11 protein-coding genes are annotated in these 15265 nt (G+C 67.1%); 7 read left to right on the top strand and 4 right to left on the bottom strand.

The window, feature by feature from the left end; all coding sequences use genetic code 11:
• Window position 1: 1 nt before the first annotated feature.
• Window positions 2–454 carry a host attachment protein gene (locus AAHE99_RS05540; protein ID WP_342115252.1) on the bottom strand — a complete coding sequence of 151 codons (453 nt, stop codon included), beginning with the start codon at window positions 452–454 and terminating at the stop codon, window positions 2–4.
• A gap of 131 nt (window positions 455–585) precedes the next feature.
• On the opposite strand from AAHE99_RS05540, the gene AAHE99_RS05545 reads away from it, so the two are divergent.
• Window positions 586–3372 carry a bifunctional diguanylate cyclase/phosphodiesterase gene (locus tag AAHE99_RS05545; RefSeq protein ID WP_342115254.1) on the top strand — a complete coding sequence of 929 codons (2787 nt, stop codon included), beginning with the start codon at window positions 586–588 and terminating at the stop codon, window positions 3370–3372.
• Here the strand turns inward: AAHE99_RS05545 and AAHE99_RS05550 are convergent.
• On the bottom strand, window positions 3362–4981 hold the full coding sequence (locus tag AAHE99_RS05550; RefSeq protein ID WP_342115255.1) for a M28 family peptidase: 1620 nt from the start codon (window positions 4979–4981) through the stop codon (window positions 3362–3364). The genes AAHE99_RS05545 and AAHE99_RS05550 overlap by 11 nt on opposite strands.
• 43 nt (window positions 4982–5024) lie before the next feature.
• Here AAHE99_RS05550 and AAHE99_RS05555 point away from each other — a divergent pair, with 43 nt between their 5' ends.
• From AAHE99_RS05555 to AAHE99_RS05570, 4 genes are all read left to right on the top strand, one after another.
• Complete coding sequence (locus AAHE99_RS05555) at window positions 5025–5825, top strand: SDR family oxidoreductase (RefSeq protein ID WP_342115257.1); 801 nt, start codon at window positions 5025–5027, stop codon at window positions 5823–5825.
• A gap of 66 nt (window positions 5826–5891) precedes the next feature.
• Window positions 5892–8024, top strand: a complete 2133-nt coding sequence (locus tag AAHE99_RS05560) for a DEAD/DEAH box helicase (protein ID WP_342115259.1) — start codon at window positions 5892–5894, stop codon at window positions 8022–8024.
• 294 nt (window positions 8025–8318) lie between these two features.
• The gene (locus AAHE99_RS05565; RefSeq protein WP_342115261.1) at window positions 8319–9242 is read left to right on the top strand and encodes an alpha/beta hydrolase; all 924 of its coding nucleotides are present in this window, start codon (window positions 8319–8321) and stop codon (window positions 9240–9242) included.
• Window positions 9243–9299: 57 nt separating this feature from the next.
• The gene (locus AAHE99_RS05570; protein ID WP_342115263.1) at window positions 9300–10745 is read left to right on the top strand and encodes a flagellin N-terminal helical domain-containing protein; all 1446 of its coding nucleotides are present in this window, start codon (window positions 9300–9302) and stop codon (window positions 10743–10745) included.
• Between the two features lie 2 nt (window positions 10746–10747).
• On the opposite strand, the gene AAHE99_RS05575 is transcribed toward AAHE99_RS05570, so the two are convergent.
• On the bottom strand, window positions 10748–11068 hold the full coding sequence (locus AAHE99_RS05575; RefSeq protein ID WP_342115265.1) for a nucleotide pyrophosphohydrolase: 321 nt from the start codon (window positions 11066–11068) through the stop codon (window positions 10748–10750).
• Window positions 11065–11517, bottom strand: a complete 453-nt coding sequence (locus AAHE99_RS05580; protein WP_342115267.1) for a GNAT family N-acetyltransferase — start codon at window positions 11515–11517, stop codon at window positions 11065–11067. Before AAHE99_RS05580 ends, AAHE99_RS05575 begins: the two co-directional genes overlap by 4 nt.
• 71 nt (window positions 11518–11588) lie before the next feature.
• Between AAHE99_RS05580 and pepN the strand changes: the two genes are divergently transcribed.
• A complete protein-coding gene (pepN, locus tag AAHE99_RS05585; RefSeq protein WP_342115269.1) occupies window positions 11589–14252 on the top strand; it encodes an aminopeptidase N in 2664 nt (887 codons plus the stop codon).
• 129 nt (window positions 14253–14381) lie between these two features.
• Window positions 14382–15257: a CsgG/HfaB family protein gene (locus tag AAHE99_RS05590; RefSeq protein ID WP_342115271.1), complete on the top strand. Its 876-nt coding sequence runs from the start codon at window positions 14382–14384 to the stop codon at window positions 15255–15257.
• Window positions 15258–15265 lie beyond the last annotated feature (8 nt).

Here is a 15265-nt window from a genome sequence, read left to right on the forward strand (position 1 = left end):
GTCAGGCGGGGCGGGCCGGCTTGGCCAGTTCGCGCAGGCAGGCCTCCAGCTCGTGCGGCGGGAAGCCGCTCACATTCTTGGCCACTTCGGCGCTCACCAGCTTGCGGGTTTGCTTGTCCAGGCTGTCGCGCAGCAAGCCCAGGAAGCGCGGCGCGGCCACCAGGGCCAGGTGCTGGAAGCGGTGCTGGGCAGCGGCCGTGTCGAGCCGGTGGCCGAGGGCGCGCGCGAACTGGCGCACCTCGTGCTGCACCGGTTCCTCCACGCGCGGCGCGGTGTGGCCATGGCCGTCCGGACCGAAATACTGGCCGTGGCCGTCGGACGCCAGCTGGCGGTTATCGGCCCGGCCCAGCGGATTGGCCAGGTCAAAGATCTCTTCGGGAGCCAGCTGCGGGTCGCGCAGCTGGAAAATGCGGGCGTGGCTGCTGTCGGCCACGACGACCCAGGTCTTGTCCATGATCGCCTCCTCGGGATGTAGGCGGACCAGTATAGCGCCGCCCGCCCGCGCCGCGGCGCGTTGTTGCCCTATAGCAAATATCGTCCGCTCGTGCGAAAATGGTAAGCTGGCAAGGCGAAGGCAGGGGCACGATGGACGATCCGATCAGCGCAGCACCGCAGCACACATTCCGCACCCGCACCGCAGCGCTGGCGCTGCTGTGCGGCTTTGCCATGACCGGCGCCCTGTTTGCCGGCATCAGCCGGCTGGAGGCGCAGCGCGCCCAACTGGCCTTCGAGCAGCGCGTGCAGGCGCGCGCCTTCGTGCTGCGCGAGGGTGTCGGCGGCGCCCTGTCCAGCCTGTATGCCGTCAACCAGCTGTTCACCAGCCACCCCGACACCAGCCGCGAACAGTTCCGCCGCTTCGTGGCGCCGCTGCTGGCGCGCTACCCGTATGTGCTGGGCACCAGCTACCTGCGCTTCATCGACCATGCCGAGCGGCCCGCCTTCGAAGCGTCGCTGCAGGCGCTGCGCCCGGGCGCCACCATCACCGATATGCGCGACGGCGTGCTGCAGCCGGCGCCGCCGCGCGCGCGCTACCGCGTCATCGACTATATCGAGCCGCTGGCCGGCAACGAGCAGGCGCTCGGCTTTGACACCCTGCATGGCGACGGCGCGGTCAGTGCGCGCCAGCGCGCCTATGCCAGCGGAACGCCGGCGGCCGGCCCGCTGGTGCAGCTGGTGCAGCGCAACGGCAGCGGCCCGCGCCTGGGCGTGGTGGTGTCGATGCCGCTGTACGCCCAGGGCGCCGGCGGCCCGGTGGTGGGCGAAACCGCGCTGACCCTGCAGCCGGGCGAAATGATCGAAAAAATCTTTGCCAGCGCCGGTACCGATAGCACGGCGCTGGCGATGCGCGTGTATGCCGCGCCGCGCGCCGAGGCGGCCAGCCTGGTGTACCAGACGCCGCCGCAGCAGCCCAATGGCGGCCTGGCCTTGCCGGCCTGGCTGTACCCGGCGCGCACGGCGCCGGTCAGCTTGCCGCTCGACGTGGCCGGCGCGCGCTGGCTGCTGCAGGCCACGCCCGACCAGCGCGTGCTGGCCAGCGAGCATCTGGCCTCGCTGTTTACGCTGGCGCTGGGCATCCTGACCACCCTGATCGGCTCGGCCTTCGTCGATTCGCTCAAGCGCCGCAAGCTGCTGATCCAGCAGCGCGTGGAAACCCGCACGGCGGAACTGAAGGCGGCCAACCAGGCCTTGCTGCTGCGCCAGCGCGCCATCGAATCGAGCACCAATGCGGTGGTGATCACCTCCTGCGAGCTGCACAACCCGATCGTCTACGTCAATCCGGCCTATGAGCGCATCACCGGCTACCGCAGCAGCGAGGTGCTGGGCACCAGCCCGCGCCTGCTGTTCGGCGCCGACCTCGACCAGCCGGGCATCGACGAGCTGCGCGCCGCCATCCGCGAGCAGCGCGACGGGCATGCCGTGCTGCGCTGCTACCGCAAGGACGGCACGCAGTTCTGGAACGATATCTATATGTCGCCGGTGCGCGACGAGCACGGCGCGGTCACCAACTTCATCTCGATCCAGCACGACATCACCGCCATCAAGGAGTACGAGTCGGAGCTGCACCACCAGTCGACCCACGACGCGCTGACCGGCCTGCCCAACCGCGTGCTGCTGCAGGACCGCCTGGCGCAGACCATCCAGCACTCGGGGCGCAAGGGCCACGAGCTGTGGCTGGTGTCGATCGACCTGGACCGCTTCAAGTTCACCAACAGCCGCCTCGGCCACCAGGGCGGCGACCGCCTGCTGCAGATCGTGGCGGCGCGCCTGCAGGCGGCGGTGCGGCCGGTCGATACCGTGGCGCGCCTGGGCGGCGACGAATTCGCCCTGCTGCTGCTGCCCGAGCATGGCGGCAGCGCGCCGCGCGCCGAGCAGCTGCAGCGCGTGCTGGACAGCCTGGCGGCGCCGCTGGTGCTGGACAACACGGAACTGTTCCTGACCTGCAGCGCCGGCATTGCCGTGTTCCCGACCGATAGCAAGGAGCCGGGCGTGCTGGCCGAGCGCGCCGACATCGCCATGTTCCGCGCCAAGGAAATGGGCGGCAACAACTACCAGTTCTACACCGCCGCCATGAACGAGCAGCTGGGCGAGCGCCTGCGCATCGAAAGCGCGCTGCGCACCGCGCTGGAGCGGCGCGAATTCGAGCTGCATTACCAGCCGCAGGTCGATAGCGCCAGCGGCCGCATCATGGGCATGGAGGCGCTGATCCGCTGGCGCCATCCGGAGATGGGCATGGTGGCGCCGAACCGCTTCATCCCGCTGGCCGAGGAGACCGGGCAGATCCTGGCGGTCGGGCACTGGGTGCTGCGCACCGCCTGCCGCCAGCTGCGCGACTGGCAGCGCGCCGGCCGCAAGGACTTGCGCATGGCGGTCAATGTGTCGGCCCGCCAGCTGGCCGAGCCGGACTTTGTGCAGGACGTGGCGGACGTGCTGGCCGATACCGGCCTGGCGCCGCACTGCCTGGAGCTGGAGCTGACCGAAAGCGCGGTGATGAACGATGTGGCGCACGCCACGCAAGTGATGCACGCGCTGAAAAAGCTGGGCATCAAGCTGGCCATCGACGACTTTGGCACCGGCTATTCCTCGCTGGCGCACCTGAAGCGCTTCGAGATCGACGTGCTGAAGATCGACCAGACCTTCGTGCGCGACCTGACCGTCGATCCGGACGACGCGGCCATCGTCTGCACCATCATCGCGCTGGCCGGCAACCTGGGGCTGGAAGTGATTTCGGAAGGGGTGGAGACGCAGGAGCAGGTCGACTTCCTGCGCCGCCATGGCTGCCGCCATATGCAGGGTTACTACTTCGGCCGCCCGCTGCCGGCGGACGGCTTCATCGCCCTGCTGGAGCAGAACGAGGCTGCGCTCAGCGCTTGATAAAGCTGAACGGGTCGCCCTTGCGCCAGCTCGGCATGGTCTTGCCGTTGGCGATGTCGTAGCCCAGGTGCAGGGTGAACTGGGCCTGCTGCACCATGCCCGACAAATCCCAGCTGGCCTGGTACTGGTCGCTGACGCGGTGGTAGTCGTCCTTGAAGGCGACGATTTTGGCGGCCGAGGCGTCGTGCGCATGTTCGAACTCGAAATGGCCGTCGCCGGAGAACACGGCGGAACCGACGTTAAAGGCCGGCACCCCGGCGCGCGCGAACTGGAAGTGGTCGGCGCGGAAGTAGGCGCCCGACAGGTCCGGGATTGGCGGCGCCAGCTTCAGTCCCATTTGCGTGGCGACGCGCGCGGCGTTGTCGATCAGGGTGCTGCGCCCGGCGCCGGCCACGCCGATATCGCGCGTGCGGCCGGCGAAATTCATCGAATCGAGATTCAGGTCGGCCAGGGTGTCCTTGAGCGGGAAGGCCGGGTTGGCGACGTACGCTTGCGCGCCGTGCATGCCGACTTCCTCGGCGGCCGGCCACAGGAAGACCTGCGAGCGCTTGGCCGGCTTTTGCACCGCGGCGGCGGCCATCGCCAGCAGGGCGGCGGCGCCGGAGCCGTTGTCGATGGCGCCGTTGTAGATACGGTCGGCGCCGTCGGCCGGGCCTTCGGCCTTGCCCAGGTGGTCCCAGTGCGCCGAGTAGACCACGGCCTGGCCGCGCAGCTTGGGATCGCTGCCGGGCACGATGCCGACCACGTTGAACTGCTCCACCTGGCGTACGCTGGAGCGGATTTCGGCGTGGGCGCCGAGGTTCAGCTGCACCGGGCGGAAGTCCTTGCGTTCGGCGGCGGCGCGCAGCGCATCCAGGTCGGCGCCGGCGGCCTGGAACAGGGTGCGCGCGTAGTCTTCGCTCAGCCAGCCTTCCAGCAGGTTGCCGTCGCCGGTGGCGTGGAAGCGCTCCAGCGCGAAGCTGGTGGCGGGCACGTTCCAGCCGTAGGCGGCGGACGGCGTGGTGTGGATCAGCAGGGCGCCGGCGGCGCCGCGGCGCGCGGCTTCCTCGAATTTGTACATCCAGCGGCCGTAATAGGTGTAGCCCTTGCCGGCGAAGCGGTTCGGCTCCTCGGCGGTGGGCTGCGGGTCGTTGACCATCATGACCAGGATCTTGCCCTTGACGTCGGCGTCCTTGTAGTCGTTCCAGTCTTCCTCCGGCGCGACGGCGCCGTAGCCGACGAACACCAGCGGCGCATCGAACACCACCTCGGCGCGGCCGCTGCCGGTGCCGATCAGGACATCCTGGCCCAGGCGCGGGGTGAGGGTGCTGGCGCCGGCGGCGAAGCGGATCGCGCTGCCCGGCTGCAGGCGGGTGCCGCGAAAGCGCACCGGCTGGCGGTACAGGCCATTGGCCAGCGGCTGCAGGCCCAGCGCCGCCACCTGGGTTTCCAGGTAGCGCACGGCCAGGTCGCCGCCGCGCTGGCCGGTGCCGCGGCCCTCCAGCAGGTCGTCGGCCAGGAACGACAGGTGGGCGCGCAGCGGCGCCTCCTTCACGATGGGCGCCTGCTGCGCGGTGGCAGTGGCGGCAGCCAGCGCCAAGCCGGCGCAGAGTAAGTACTTGGTATCCATGGCGGCGATCTTACTCCATAATGGACCGAAACCAAGGAGACCTATGGAAGTCATCATCATCACCGGCGCGTCCGACGGCATCGGCGCAGCAATGGCACGCCAGCTGGCGCGCAAAGGCGTGGCGCTGGTCCTGGCCGCGCGCAACGAGGCCGCGCTGGCGACGGTAGCCGCCGATTGCAGCGCCGCCGGCGCCGACACCCTGGTGGTGCCGACCGACGTCGCCCAGCAGGACCAGTGCCGCCGCCTGATCGCCGCCAGCGTGGAGCGCTTCGGCCGCATCGACACCCTGGTCAACAACGCCGGCCGCTCGGCCCACGCCTTGTTCGAGGAAGTGTCCGATTTGAGCTGGTACGAGGACCTGATGCGGGTCAACCTGTGGGGCGCGATCTGGTGCACCCATGCCGCCTTGCCCTACCTGAAGGCGGCGCAGGGCCGCATCGTGGCCGTTTCCTCGCTGGCCGGCCTGGTCGGCGTGCCGGGGCGCACCGCCTACGGCGCCACCAAGTTCGCCATGGCCGGTTTCTTCGAGGCGCTGCGCGCCGAGATGAAGACGTGCGGCGTCAGCGTCACCACCGCCTATCCGGGCGTGGTCGACACCCAGATCCGCTACCGCGGCTACAACGCCGCCGGCGGAGAGCTCGGCAAGAGCAGCCTGCGCGAGGACGACGCCATGCCGGTGGCCGAATGCGCGCAACTGATCATCGACGGCATGCAGGCCAGAAAACGCGAGGTGGTGATGACCGCCAAAGGCAAGCTGGGACGCTGGCTCAAGCTGCTGGCGCCCGGTCTGATCGAGAAGATGGCGCTCAATGCACTGAAGGACGACGTCAAGCCGCACAGCTGAAAAGGGTACAATGGCGGTTTCGCGTCAAACCAGGCGTACCAACAATAACCATTTATGAGTGCCGCCATGTCAGACACCCTGTTTACCGATTTGAACCTCAGCGCCCCCATCCTGAAAGCGCTGAAAGAGGTGGGCTACGAAGCCCCATCCCCGATCCAGGCTGCCACCATCCCCCACCTGCTGGAAAACCGCGACGTGCTCGGCACCGCGCAAACCGGCACCGGCAAGACCGCAGCCTTCGCCCTGCCGATCCTGTCCCGCATCGACATCAAGCAAACCGCGCCGCAAGCGCTGGTGCTGGCGCCGACGCGCGAGCTGGCGATCCAGGTCGCCGAAGCGTTCCAGCGCTACGCCGCCCACATCCCGAAATTCCATGTGCTGCCGATCTACGGCGGCCAGTCCTACGGCCCGCAGCTGCAGGCGCTGCGCCGCGGCGTGCACGTGGTGGTCGGCACCCCGGGCCGCGTCATCGACCACCTGGAAAAAGGCTCGCTCGACCTGTCCGAGCTGAAAACCCTGGTGCTGGACGAAGCCGACGAAATGCTGCGCATGGGCTTTATCGAAGACGTTGAACGCATCCTGCAGGAGACCCCGGACAGCCGCCAGACCGCGCTGTTCTCGGCCACCATGCCGGCCCAGGTCAAGCGCATCGCCACCACCTACCTGAACGATCCGGCCGAAGTGGCGGTGGCGGCCAAGACCACCACCAACACCAATATCCGCCAGCGCTACTGGCTGGTGAGCGGCATGCACAAGCTGGACGCGCTGACCCGCATCCTGGAAGCCGAGCCGTTCGACGGCATGATCATCTTCTCGCGCACCAAGATCGGCACCGAGGAACTGGCGGAGCGCCTGCAGGCGCGCGGCTTCTCGGCCGGCGCCATCAACGGCGACATGCAGCAGGCGGCGCGCGAGCGCATCATCGGCCAGCTGAAAGACGGCAAGATCGACATCCTGGTCGCCACCGACGTCGCCGCCCGCGGCCTGGACGTGGAACGCATCTCGCACGTGGTCAACTACGACGTGCCGTACGACCCGGAAAGCTACACCCACCGTATCGGCCGCACCGGCCGCGCCGGCCGCAGCGGCGACGCGATCCTGTTCATCACCCCGCGCGAGCGCAACCTGCTGAAACTGATCGAGCGCACCACGCGCCAGCCGGTGACGCCGATGACGCTGCCGACGCTGCAGGCGGTCAACGACGTCCGCATCAGCAAGTTCAAGGACCAGATCACCGACACCCTGGCGCAGGAAGGCCTGTCCTTCTTTGAAAACCTGGTGCGCGAGTACGAGGCTGAACACAATATCCCGGCGGTGGAAGTCGCCGCGGCGCTGGCCATGATGGCCTGCGGCGGCAAGCCTCTGCTGCTGGACAAGTCGCGCGAAAAAGGCTGGCACGAAGACGGCGCCCCGCGCCAGGAAGGCCGCGAGTCGCGTGAACCGCGTGAACCACGCGAGCCGCGCGAACCGCGTCCGAAGAAGGAGCGTATCGCACGCGAGCCGGAGCAGGGCATGGCCACCTACCGCGTGGAAGTCGGCTACGAGCACGGCGTCAAGCCGGGCAATATCGTCGGCGCCATCGCCAACGAAGGCGGCATCGACTCCAAGTTCATCGGCCGTATCGAGATCTACGACGATTACTCGCTGCTGGACATGCCGGCCGACCTGCTGCCAGGCGATATCGACGCCCTGCAGGCGCTGCGCGTCGCCGGCCAGCCCCTGCGCCTGCACCGCGACGGCGAAACCCCGCCGCCGGCGCCGGCCGCCAAGGCGCCGCGCGCCGCCAAGCCGGAGCGCGCCGCGCCGGAGCTGTCCTCGCGTGCGGACGACGACGAGCCAATGTTTGAAGAAGCGCCCAAGCGCAACAAGAAGGACAAGCAAGACGGCGGCCCGAAACCGCTGCCGCTGCGCCCCTACCGCGTGGAAGTCGGCTCGGCCGACGGCGTCAGCGCCGGCAACCTGGTGGGCGCCATCTCCAACGAAAGCGGCCTCGAATCGCGCTATATCGGCCGCATCGAGATTCTGGAAGACCACGCCTTCATCGAAATGCCCGAAGGCATGCCGGACGACATCTTCAAGCACCTGCGCAAGGTCTGGGTCGGCGGCAAGCAGCTGAAAATGTCCCTGGCCGACGCCATGCCGCCCATGACCGGCAAACACACCCCGCCGAAAAAGCCAGTCGGCAAACCCAAGCGCTAAGCCGCAGCGGGGACTCGAGGGGCGGGCAGTGCGCCCAGCCCTCGAGGAAACTCGCTAAAAAATTGAACGATTCTTTACGATTTCTGTCGAAAACATGCGGAAATCGCTGTCCTCATGCCAACTTGCCGGCAGGATCGCGTTTTTCGTACCCCCGGCCACCCTCTGTTTCTTTCTCAATTAGCTGAGCCTGCACCAGCGGCTGAACGAATTGGATACTGCCCAGGAAGACCTGTTGCTGGATTAGCTGCAGCCGCGCTATGCTGCGGGCAATCCCGATCCTCGCGAAGGAAAAGCATGCTCAAACTGATCCGCCACTCCCTGTGCGCCGCCGTTGGGGCGGCAGCGGTAGGCGCCACCGCTGCACCGGCCGACGCGGTCGTCACCAAGCCGATGGACTTGCAGGACTACCTCGCGCTGAAGGGGCCCGCACCCGACAAGCGTATCGCCTATGGCACCGCCCCAAGCCAGTTCGTCGAGTTGTTCAAGCCCGCCGGCCCCGGCCCGCACCCGGTGGTGGTGCTGATCCACGGCGGCTGCTGGACCGTGCACTTCGGCGGGATCGAACAAATGCGCAATATGGCCGGCGCGCTGACCAAGCAAGGCATCGCCGTGTGGAACGTGGAATACCGCCGCTATGACGAGGAAGGCGGCGGCTACCCTGGCATGTACCAGGACGTCGCCACCGCCGTCGACCTGCTGAAGCACGAAGCCAAGACCAGCGCCCTGGACCTGAACCGCATCGTCGCCGTCGGCCACTCCGCCGGCGGTCATCTTGCACAATGGGCCGTCTCGCGCCACAAGCTGCCCGAATGGAGCCCCGCCTGGGCCCCGCAGCCGTTGCCGATCAATACCGTGATCAGCCTGGGCGGCCTGGCCGACCTGCGCAACGAAGCGGCCCTGATCCGCCGCACCTGCGACCGCGAAACCGCCCAACTCGCCGGCCTCCCCAGCGCAAGCCGCCCCGACGTCTTCGCCGACACCTCCCCCGCTGAAATGCTGCCGGCCGGCGTGCGCACCATCCTGATTCACGGCGAGCGCGACGACATTTCCCCCACGGTCACCGGCGAAAACTACGCCCGCCGCGCCAAAGCCGCCGGCGACCCCGCCGAAGTCCTGGTCCTCCCTGGCGGCAGCCACTACGACGAAGTCTCCGCCGACTCGAAAGCCTGGGCCATCGTCAACGCCCAGATCCAAAAGGCATTGCGCCCGGCACCTTAAGTATTTGCCGATAAGCACCGTAAACAGAGTTGAGGAAATCCACTCAATTACTTTACGGTGAAAATAAACACGAACGTCAATGCAGGTGTTGCTCACCAGAACTATTTGCGCTCAGCAAGTTCTGGTGGCGCCAGCATTGCGCGTTTGGCTAGTGGTCAGCGCATTAATTCCGCTCAGGACGATGCGGCGGGGCTGGCGGTCAGCTCCCGCATGACTTCCATGATCAACGGCCTGCGCCAGGCCAACCGCAATGCCAGTGACGCAGTTGCAATGTTGCAGGTGGCAGAGGGCGGTATGGGCCAGATCGCGGAGAATTTCCAGCGCATCCGCGAACTGGCGATCCAGGCTGGCAACAGTACCAACACCGCCGATGACCGCAAGGCGCTGCAAAGCGAAGTGGACCAGCTGATGGCGGCGAACTACCAGATTGTCACCGAGGCAAGCTTTAACGGCCGCCATCTGCTGGACGGCAGCTTCCACGAGAGCTTGCAGACGGGGGCCGAGTCGGGCCACACCTTGCAGCTGGCGATCCAGACCATTCTCCCCACCGGCACCAACAAGCAGGGCTTGGTCGCAGTGCCGGTGAAGCAGGTCCAGTCGACTGGCGGCACAGTGAGCGGGGCACTGCTGGCAGGCGACCTCACCATCAACGGGCAAACCATCAATCCCAGCGTTGCCGGTGCCGGTGCGGGGCAAAGCAGCGACAGCGCCTACGCGATCGCCGCTGCCATCAATGCAAAAAATTCGCCCGAGTTTTCAGCCACGGCCAGCAATACGGTAAGCGGCAATGTTGGCGGCGCGACCAATATTGCCAATGGCGCCCTGACCATCAATGGTGTCGCGATCGGCGCCATCGCCGGCGGCAATGGCGCAGCGTCGGCCGCCGCGGCAGCCGCCGCCATCGGTGCCGCGGCCGGCTCGACCGGGGTGACCGCCTCCGCCAGCGGCAACACGCTCACATTGACGGCGGGAGATGGCCGCAACATCGTCATCGGCGGAATTAGCGGTCCGCTGGGCCTGAACAATGCGACGGTGCGCGGCACCGTTACGCTCAGTAACGTCGCTGATCCCCGTGCCGAGGATCTGGTGGTTGGCGGGAACCAGCCATCCAAGGCCGGTTTCAATGCCGGCGCGATCAACCCGGTCGACACCGGCGCCACGGTAATGGAGCCGGGCAGCGGCGATGCACGCGATCCGCCGATAGAGCTGGACGACGTTGCCAGCGTATCGTCCGCATTGGATTACATCGATACCAAGCTGGAGTTGATCAGCAGCATACGGGCGTCGCTCGGCGCCTCGCAGAACCGGCTGGCGGCGGTACAAAAGAACCTGGATAGCAGCTCGGTGAACCTGTCTAGCGCGCGCTCGCGCATACTCGACACCGACTATGCCAGCGAAACCGCCATACATACCCGCAGCCTGATCCTGCAGCAGGCCGGCAGCGCCATGGTGGCGCAGGCGAACGCGTTGCCGCGCCAGGTGTTTGTCTTGCTGCGCCGCTAGGTTCAGGCCGGGTATTTGATGGCGTTGAGCTGGATCTTGTCCAGCGCCGCCGCGTGCAGGTCGACATCGAGCTTGTCGGCGATCTGCACCAGGTAGAGCAGCACGTCGGCCAGCTCCTGCCGCACCGCCTCGTGCTGGCCTGGCGCCAGTTCGTCCGCGCGGCCGCTTGGCAGCCACTGGAAATGCTCGGCCAGTTCGGCCACTTCCACCGACAGCGCCATCGCCAGGTTCTTGGGCGTGTGGTACTGCTCCCAGTCGCGCGCAGCGGCGAAGGCGCGCGTGCGCGCGCGCAGGTCGGCCAGCGAATCGAGCGGGGCGCTCATGCGGCCGCCTTCTCCATGAACACGCTCAGGGGATCGTCGCGGTAATCGCCATACGGCCCGCGCACGGTGTAGCCCAGGCGCTGGTACAGGCCGATCGCCTCCGGCTGCGACGGCCCGGTCTCCAGCATGAACTGGCGGCAGCCGCGCGCCTGCGCCTCCGCTTCCAGCATGCCCAGCATGCGCTGTGCCACGCCCTGGCCGCGCGCCGACGGGTGCACGAACATGCGCTTAACCTCGCCATACGACGGCGTCACCACCATGGCGCCGCAGCCCACCGCCGCGCCGCCGGCATCGCGCGCCACGGCGAACAGCACATTCGGCTGCAGCAGGGAATCCATATCGAGCGCATACACGCTCTCCGGCGGATACAAAGACAGCTGGTAGGCGTCCAGCAGGTCGATCAAAGCCACGATTTCGGGCTGGTTGGGGGATTCGAGTTTGATGTCCATCCCAGAATGGTATCATCCCTGCGCCACCTGACCGGGGCCGGTCCGGGGCGAGACATGTATAAGGATAATCAATGAAATCGCTAGTACCTCACGCCATTGCACTGGCAGTCAGTGCGCTTGTCGCCACCAGCGGCATAGCAGCCGACCATAGCGCGCCATCCGCCCGCGCCGAGAATCCCTACCTGAGCCAGGCCGATGCCGCCGCCCGTTCCGCGCGCGTGTCCAACGTCGCCTACGTCCTGGATTTCACCCTGACCGGCAAGGAAAACTTCAGCAACACCACCACCGTCACCTTCGACCTGAAGGACAACGCCCAGCCCCTGACCATCGACCTGAACAAGGCTACCGTCAAGCGCCTGGTCGTCAACGGCAAGACCGTGGCCGCGCCGCAGTACAACAACTGGTTCATCACGCTGGCTGCCGCCGACCTGCAGGCCGGCCGCAACACCGTGACGGTGGACTTCGAGCGCCCGCACAGCACCAATGGCGAAGGCCTGCACCGCATGGTCGACCCGGCCGACGGCCGCGTCTACACCTACTCGCACTTCGAACCGGCCGCCGCGCACCAGATGTTCGCGCTGTTCGACCAGCCGGACCTGAAGGCCACCTACCAGGTCAATGTGACTGCGCCCGCCGACTGGACCGTGGTATCGACCGCGCGCGAGACCAAGGTGGAAGACGCCGCCGGCCAGGCCGGCATGAAGCGCTGGACCTTCCCCGCCTCCAAGATCCTGAGCCCGTACAACTTCTCGCTGCACGCCGGCCCGTACAAGGTGTGGGAAGACGCCAAGAGCGCCAAGTACCCGATGCGCCTGTTCTCGCGCCAGTCGGTGGCCGACCAGGTCGATCCGGCCATGTGGTTCGAGTACACCAGGCAAGGCCTGGCCTGGTTTGACGAATACTTCGGCATCCCTTACCAGTACGCCAAGTACGACCAGTTGATCGTGCCGGACTTCCTGTACGGCGCGATGGAAAACGCCGGCGCCGTGACCTTCGCCGAGCACTCCTTCCTGTACAAGAACAAGCCGACCGGCGCCCAGAAGCACGACCTGGCCAGCGTGATCATGCACGAGATGGCGCACCAGTGGTTCGGCGACCTGGTCACCATGCAGTGGTGGAACGGCCTGTGGCTGAACGAGAGCTTCGCCTCCTTCATGGGCACCCTGGCCACCGCCGAAGCGACCGAATTCAAGGACTCGGCCTGGCAGTACTTCTACGCCCAGGGCAAGTCGGCCGCCTATGTGATGGACCAGCGCGTCACCACGCACGCGATCGAGACCCCGGTGCCGTCCACCGCCAACGCCTTCGACAATATCGACGCCATCACCTACTCCAAGGGCGCCTCCACCCTGAAGCAGCTGCGCCACCTGCTGGGCGAGGAAACCTTCCGCCAGGGCGTGCACAACTACCTGGTCAAGTACCAGTGGAAGAACGCCAAGCTGGATGACTTCATCGGCAGCCTGGCCGGCGCCGCCGGCCGCGACCTGGGCCAGTGGACCCAGGACTGGCTGTACCAGCCGGGCGTCAACACCATCGCCGCCAATTACAGCTGCAAGGGCGGCAAGATCGACGCCTTCAGCCTGAAGCAGACCGCCGTGGCGCAGTTCCCGACCCTGCGCGAGCAGCGCGTGCAGCTGGCCCTGATGCAGAAGAAGGGCAAGCAGCTGAACGTGGCCAAGGTGCTGCCGGTGACCTACAAGGGCGCCGTCACCGAAGTGCCGGAGCTGAAAGGCGCGGCCTGCCCGGACCTGGTCTACCCGAACTACCAGGACTGGGGCTTCGTGAAAGCCAAGCTCGATGCGCGCTCCTTCGGCACCGCGCGCAAGGACGTCAGCAAGGTGGAAGACAAGCTGCTGCGCACCATGCTGTGGCACAGCATGTGGGACAACGTGCGCGACGGCGAGCTGGCGCTGAATGAATTCATCGACACGGTGCTGATCAACGCGCCGCTGGAGAAGGACTACGTGCTGCTGGGCGACGTGCTGGGCAAGACCGGCCAGGCGATCCGCTACCTGCGCACCATGGCGCCGGACGGCGCCTACACCAACGGCGTGGCGGCCCGCATCGAGAAGATGGCCTGGGCCCAGGCCAAGGCCGCCAAGGGCGACTTCCAGCGCCGCTGGTTCGGCACCTGGCTGGGCGCCGCCGGCAGCAAGGAATCGCTGGCGCGCATCGCCGCCATGCTGGACGGCCGCGAAAAGCTGGAAGGCCTGACCCTGGGCCAGGACCTGCGCTGGCAGATGATCGCCATCCTGAACAACAAGGCCTACCCGGGCGCCGAAGAGCGCATCGTCGCCGAGCAGGCGCGCGACAAGTCCGACAGCGGCGAACTGGCCGCGGTGGCGGCGCAGGCTGCGCGTCCGGATGCGAAAGTGAAGCAGGAATGGCTGGCCAAAATCAACGACACCCAGACCAAGCTGCCGTTCTCGCGCATCCGCACCGCGATGCACGCGCTGTACCCGTCCTCGCAGGTGGCGTTGAACGAGCAGAGCGCGTCGGCGCGCCTGGCGCAGCTGCCGCTGCTGGACAAGTCGGCCGGCCCGGTCTTCATGCGCGATTATGCCGGCGCCATGATCCCGGCCACCTGCACCCCGGCCAGCGTGCAGCGCCTGGCTGATGCCGCTGCCGCCAACCCTGGCCTGAGCGCCGGCACCCGCCGTTCGCTGCTGGTGGCGCACCAGGAAGACCAGCGCTGCGTGGCGATGCGCCAGGCGCTGACCGTCAAGCTGGACTAAGGCCAAACGCCGGGCGCAGGCCCGGCGCCCGCACAGCCCTGCCATCTCTTGAGGTGATTTTTCGAGAGACTTTATGGCAGGGCTTTCTTATAGAATCAGCCCTTCGTCCAAAAAATAAGGGTATTGCTTATGAAGATGAAACTGATTCTTGCCGCTAGCGCACTGGCGCTGGTGGGTTGCGCGGGTACCCAGCCGCAACTGGGCGGCGCCAGCACGGTGGCCACCGGCAGCGCCGGCGGCGCCACCGCCAGCAACGCCAGCACCCAGCTGGAAAAATGCGACAAGCCGCTGGGCACCCTGGCGGTGGTGGAAGACCGCAGCGCGCCGTGGTACCAGCAACTGGGCCAGTACAAGCTTGGCTCCACCACGCCGGTGCTGCGCATGATGATCCAGCAGTCGAACTGCTTCGTGGTGGTGGAGCGCGGCGCCGCCATGGACAATATGATGGGCGAGCGCGCACTGGAAAAATCCGGTGAGATGCGTGCCAACAGCAATTACGGCAAGGGCCAGATCGCCGCTGCCGATTACACCATGAGCCCGACCATCACCTTCAGCCAGAAGGGCACCCAGGGCGTGGGCGGCAGCCTTGGCGGCTTCGGCGTGCTCGGTAGCGTGGCTGGCCTGGTGGCCGGCAGCATGAAGGCCAACGAGGCATCGACCATGCTGCTGATGATCGACAACCGTTCCGGCGTGCAGCTGGCGGCGGCCGAGGGCAGCGCCAAGAACTTCGACTTCGGCCTGTTTGGCGGCTTGTTCGGCGGCGGCGGCTTCGGCACGGCCGGCGGCTACAGCAACACGCCGGAAGGCAAGATCCTGGTAGCGTCCTTCATGGACTCCTACAACAACGTGGTGCGCGCCGTGCGCAACTACAAGGCGCAGGAAGTCGCCGGCGGCCTGGGTACCGGCGGTGCGCTGGGCGTACAGGGCGGCACCACTCCGGCCTCCCAGCCAGCTGTGGCACCGGCTGCCGCGCCAGCCAAGCCAAAGGCCAAGAAGAAGGCCTGATTGCGGCC

It is taken from the genome of Pseudoduganella sp. OTU4001, from assembly GCF_038440195.1.
In the GTDB taxonomy this organism is placed as follows: domain Bacteria; phylum Pseudomonadota; class Gammaproteobacteria; order Burkholderiales; family Burkholderiaceae_D; genus Rugamonas.

What these genes read in the sequence shown, in the direction of transcription:
- AAHE99_RS05540 (WP_342115252.1), bottom strand. Translation starts at nt 454, where the DNA reads ATGGACAAGACCTGGGTCGTCGTGGCCGACAGCAGCCACGCCCGCATT.
- AAHE99_RS05545 (WP_342115254.1), top strand. Translation starts at nt 586, where the DNA reads ATGGACGATCCGATCAGCGCAGCACCGCAGCACACATTCCGCACCCGC.
- AAHE99_RS05550 (WP_342115255.1), bottom strand. Translation starts at nt 4,981, where the DNA reads ATGGATACCAAGTACTTACTCTGCGCCGGCTTGGCGCTGGCTGCCGCC.
- AAHE99_RS05555 (WP_342115257.1), top strand. Translation starts at nt 5,025, where the DNA reads ATGGAAGTCATCATCATCACCGGCGCGTCCGACGGCATCGGCGCAGCA.
- AAHE99_RS05560 (WP_342115259.1), top strand. Translation starts at nt 5,892, where the DNA reads ATGTCAGACACCCTGTTTACCGATTTGAACCTCAGCGCCCCCATCCTG.
- AAHE99_RS05565 (WP_342115261.1), top strand. Translation starts at nt 8,319, where the DNA reads ATGCTCAAACTGATCCGCCACTCCCTGTGCGCCGCCGTTGGGGCGGCA.
- AAHE99_RS05575 (WP_342115265.1), bottom strand. Translation starts at nt 11,068, where the DNA reads ATGAGCGCCCCGCTCGATTCGCTGGCCGACCTGCGCGCGCGCACGCGC.
- AAHE99_RS05580 (WP_342115267.1), bottom strand. Translation starts at nt 11,517, where the DNA reads ATGGACATCAAACTCGAATCCCCCAACCAGCCCGAAATCGTGGCTTTG.
- pepN (WP_342115269.1), top strand. Translation starts at nt 11,589, where the DNA reads ATGAAATCGCTAGTACCTCACGCCATTGCACTGGCAGTCAGTGCGCTT.
- AAHE99_RS05590 (WP_342115271.1), top strand. Translation starts at nt 14,382, where the DNA reads ATGAAGATGAAACTGATTCTTGCCGCTAGCGCACTGGCGCTGGTGGGT.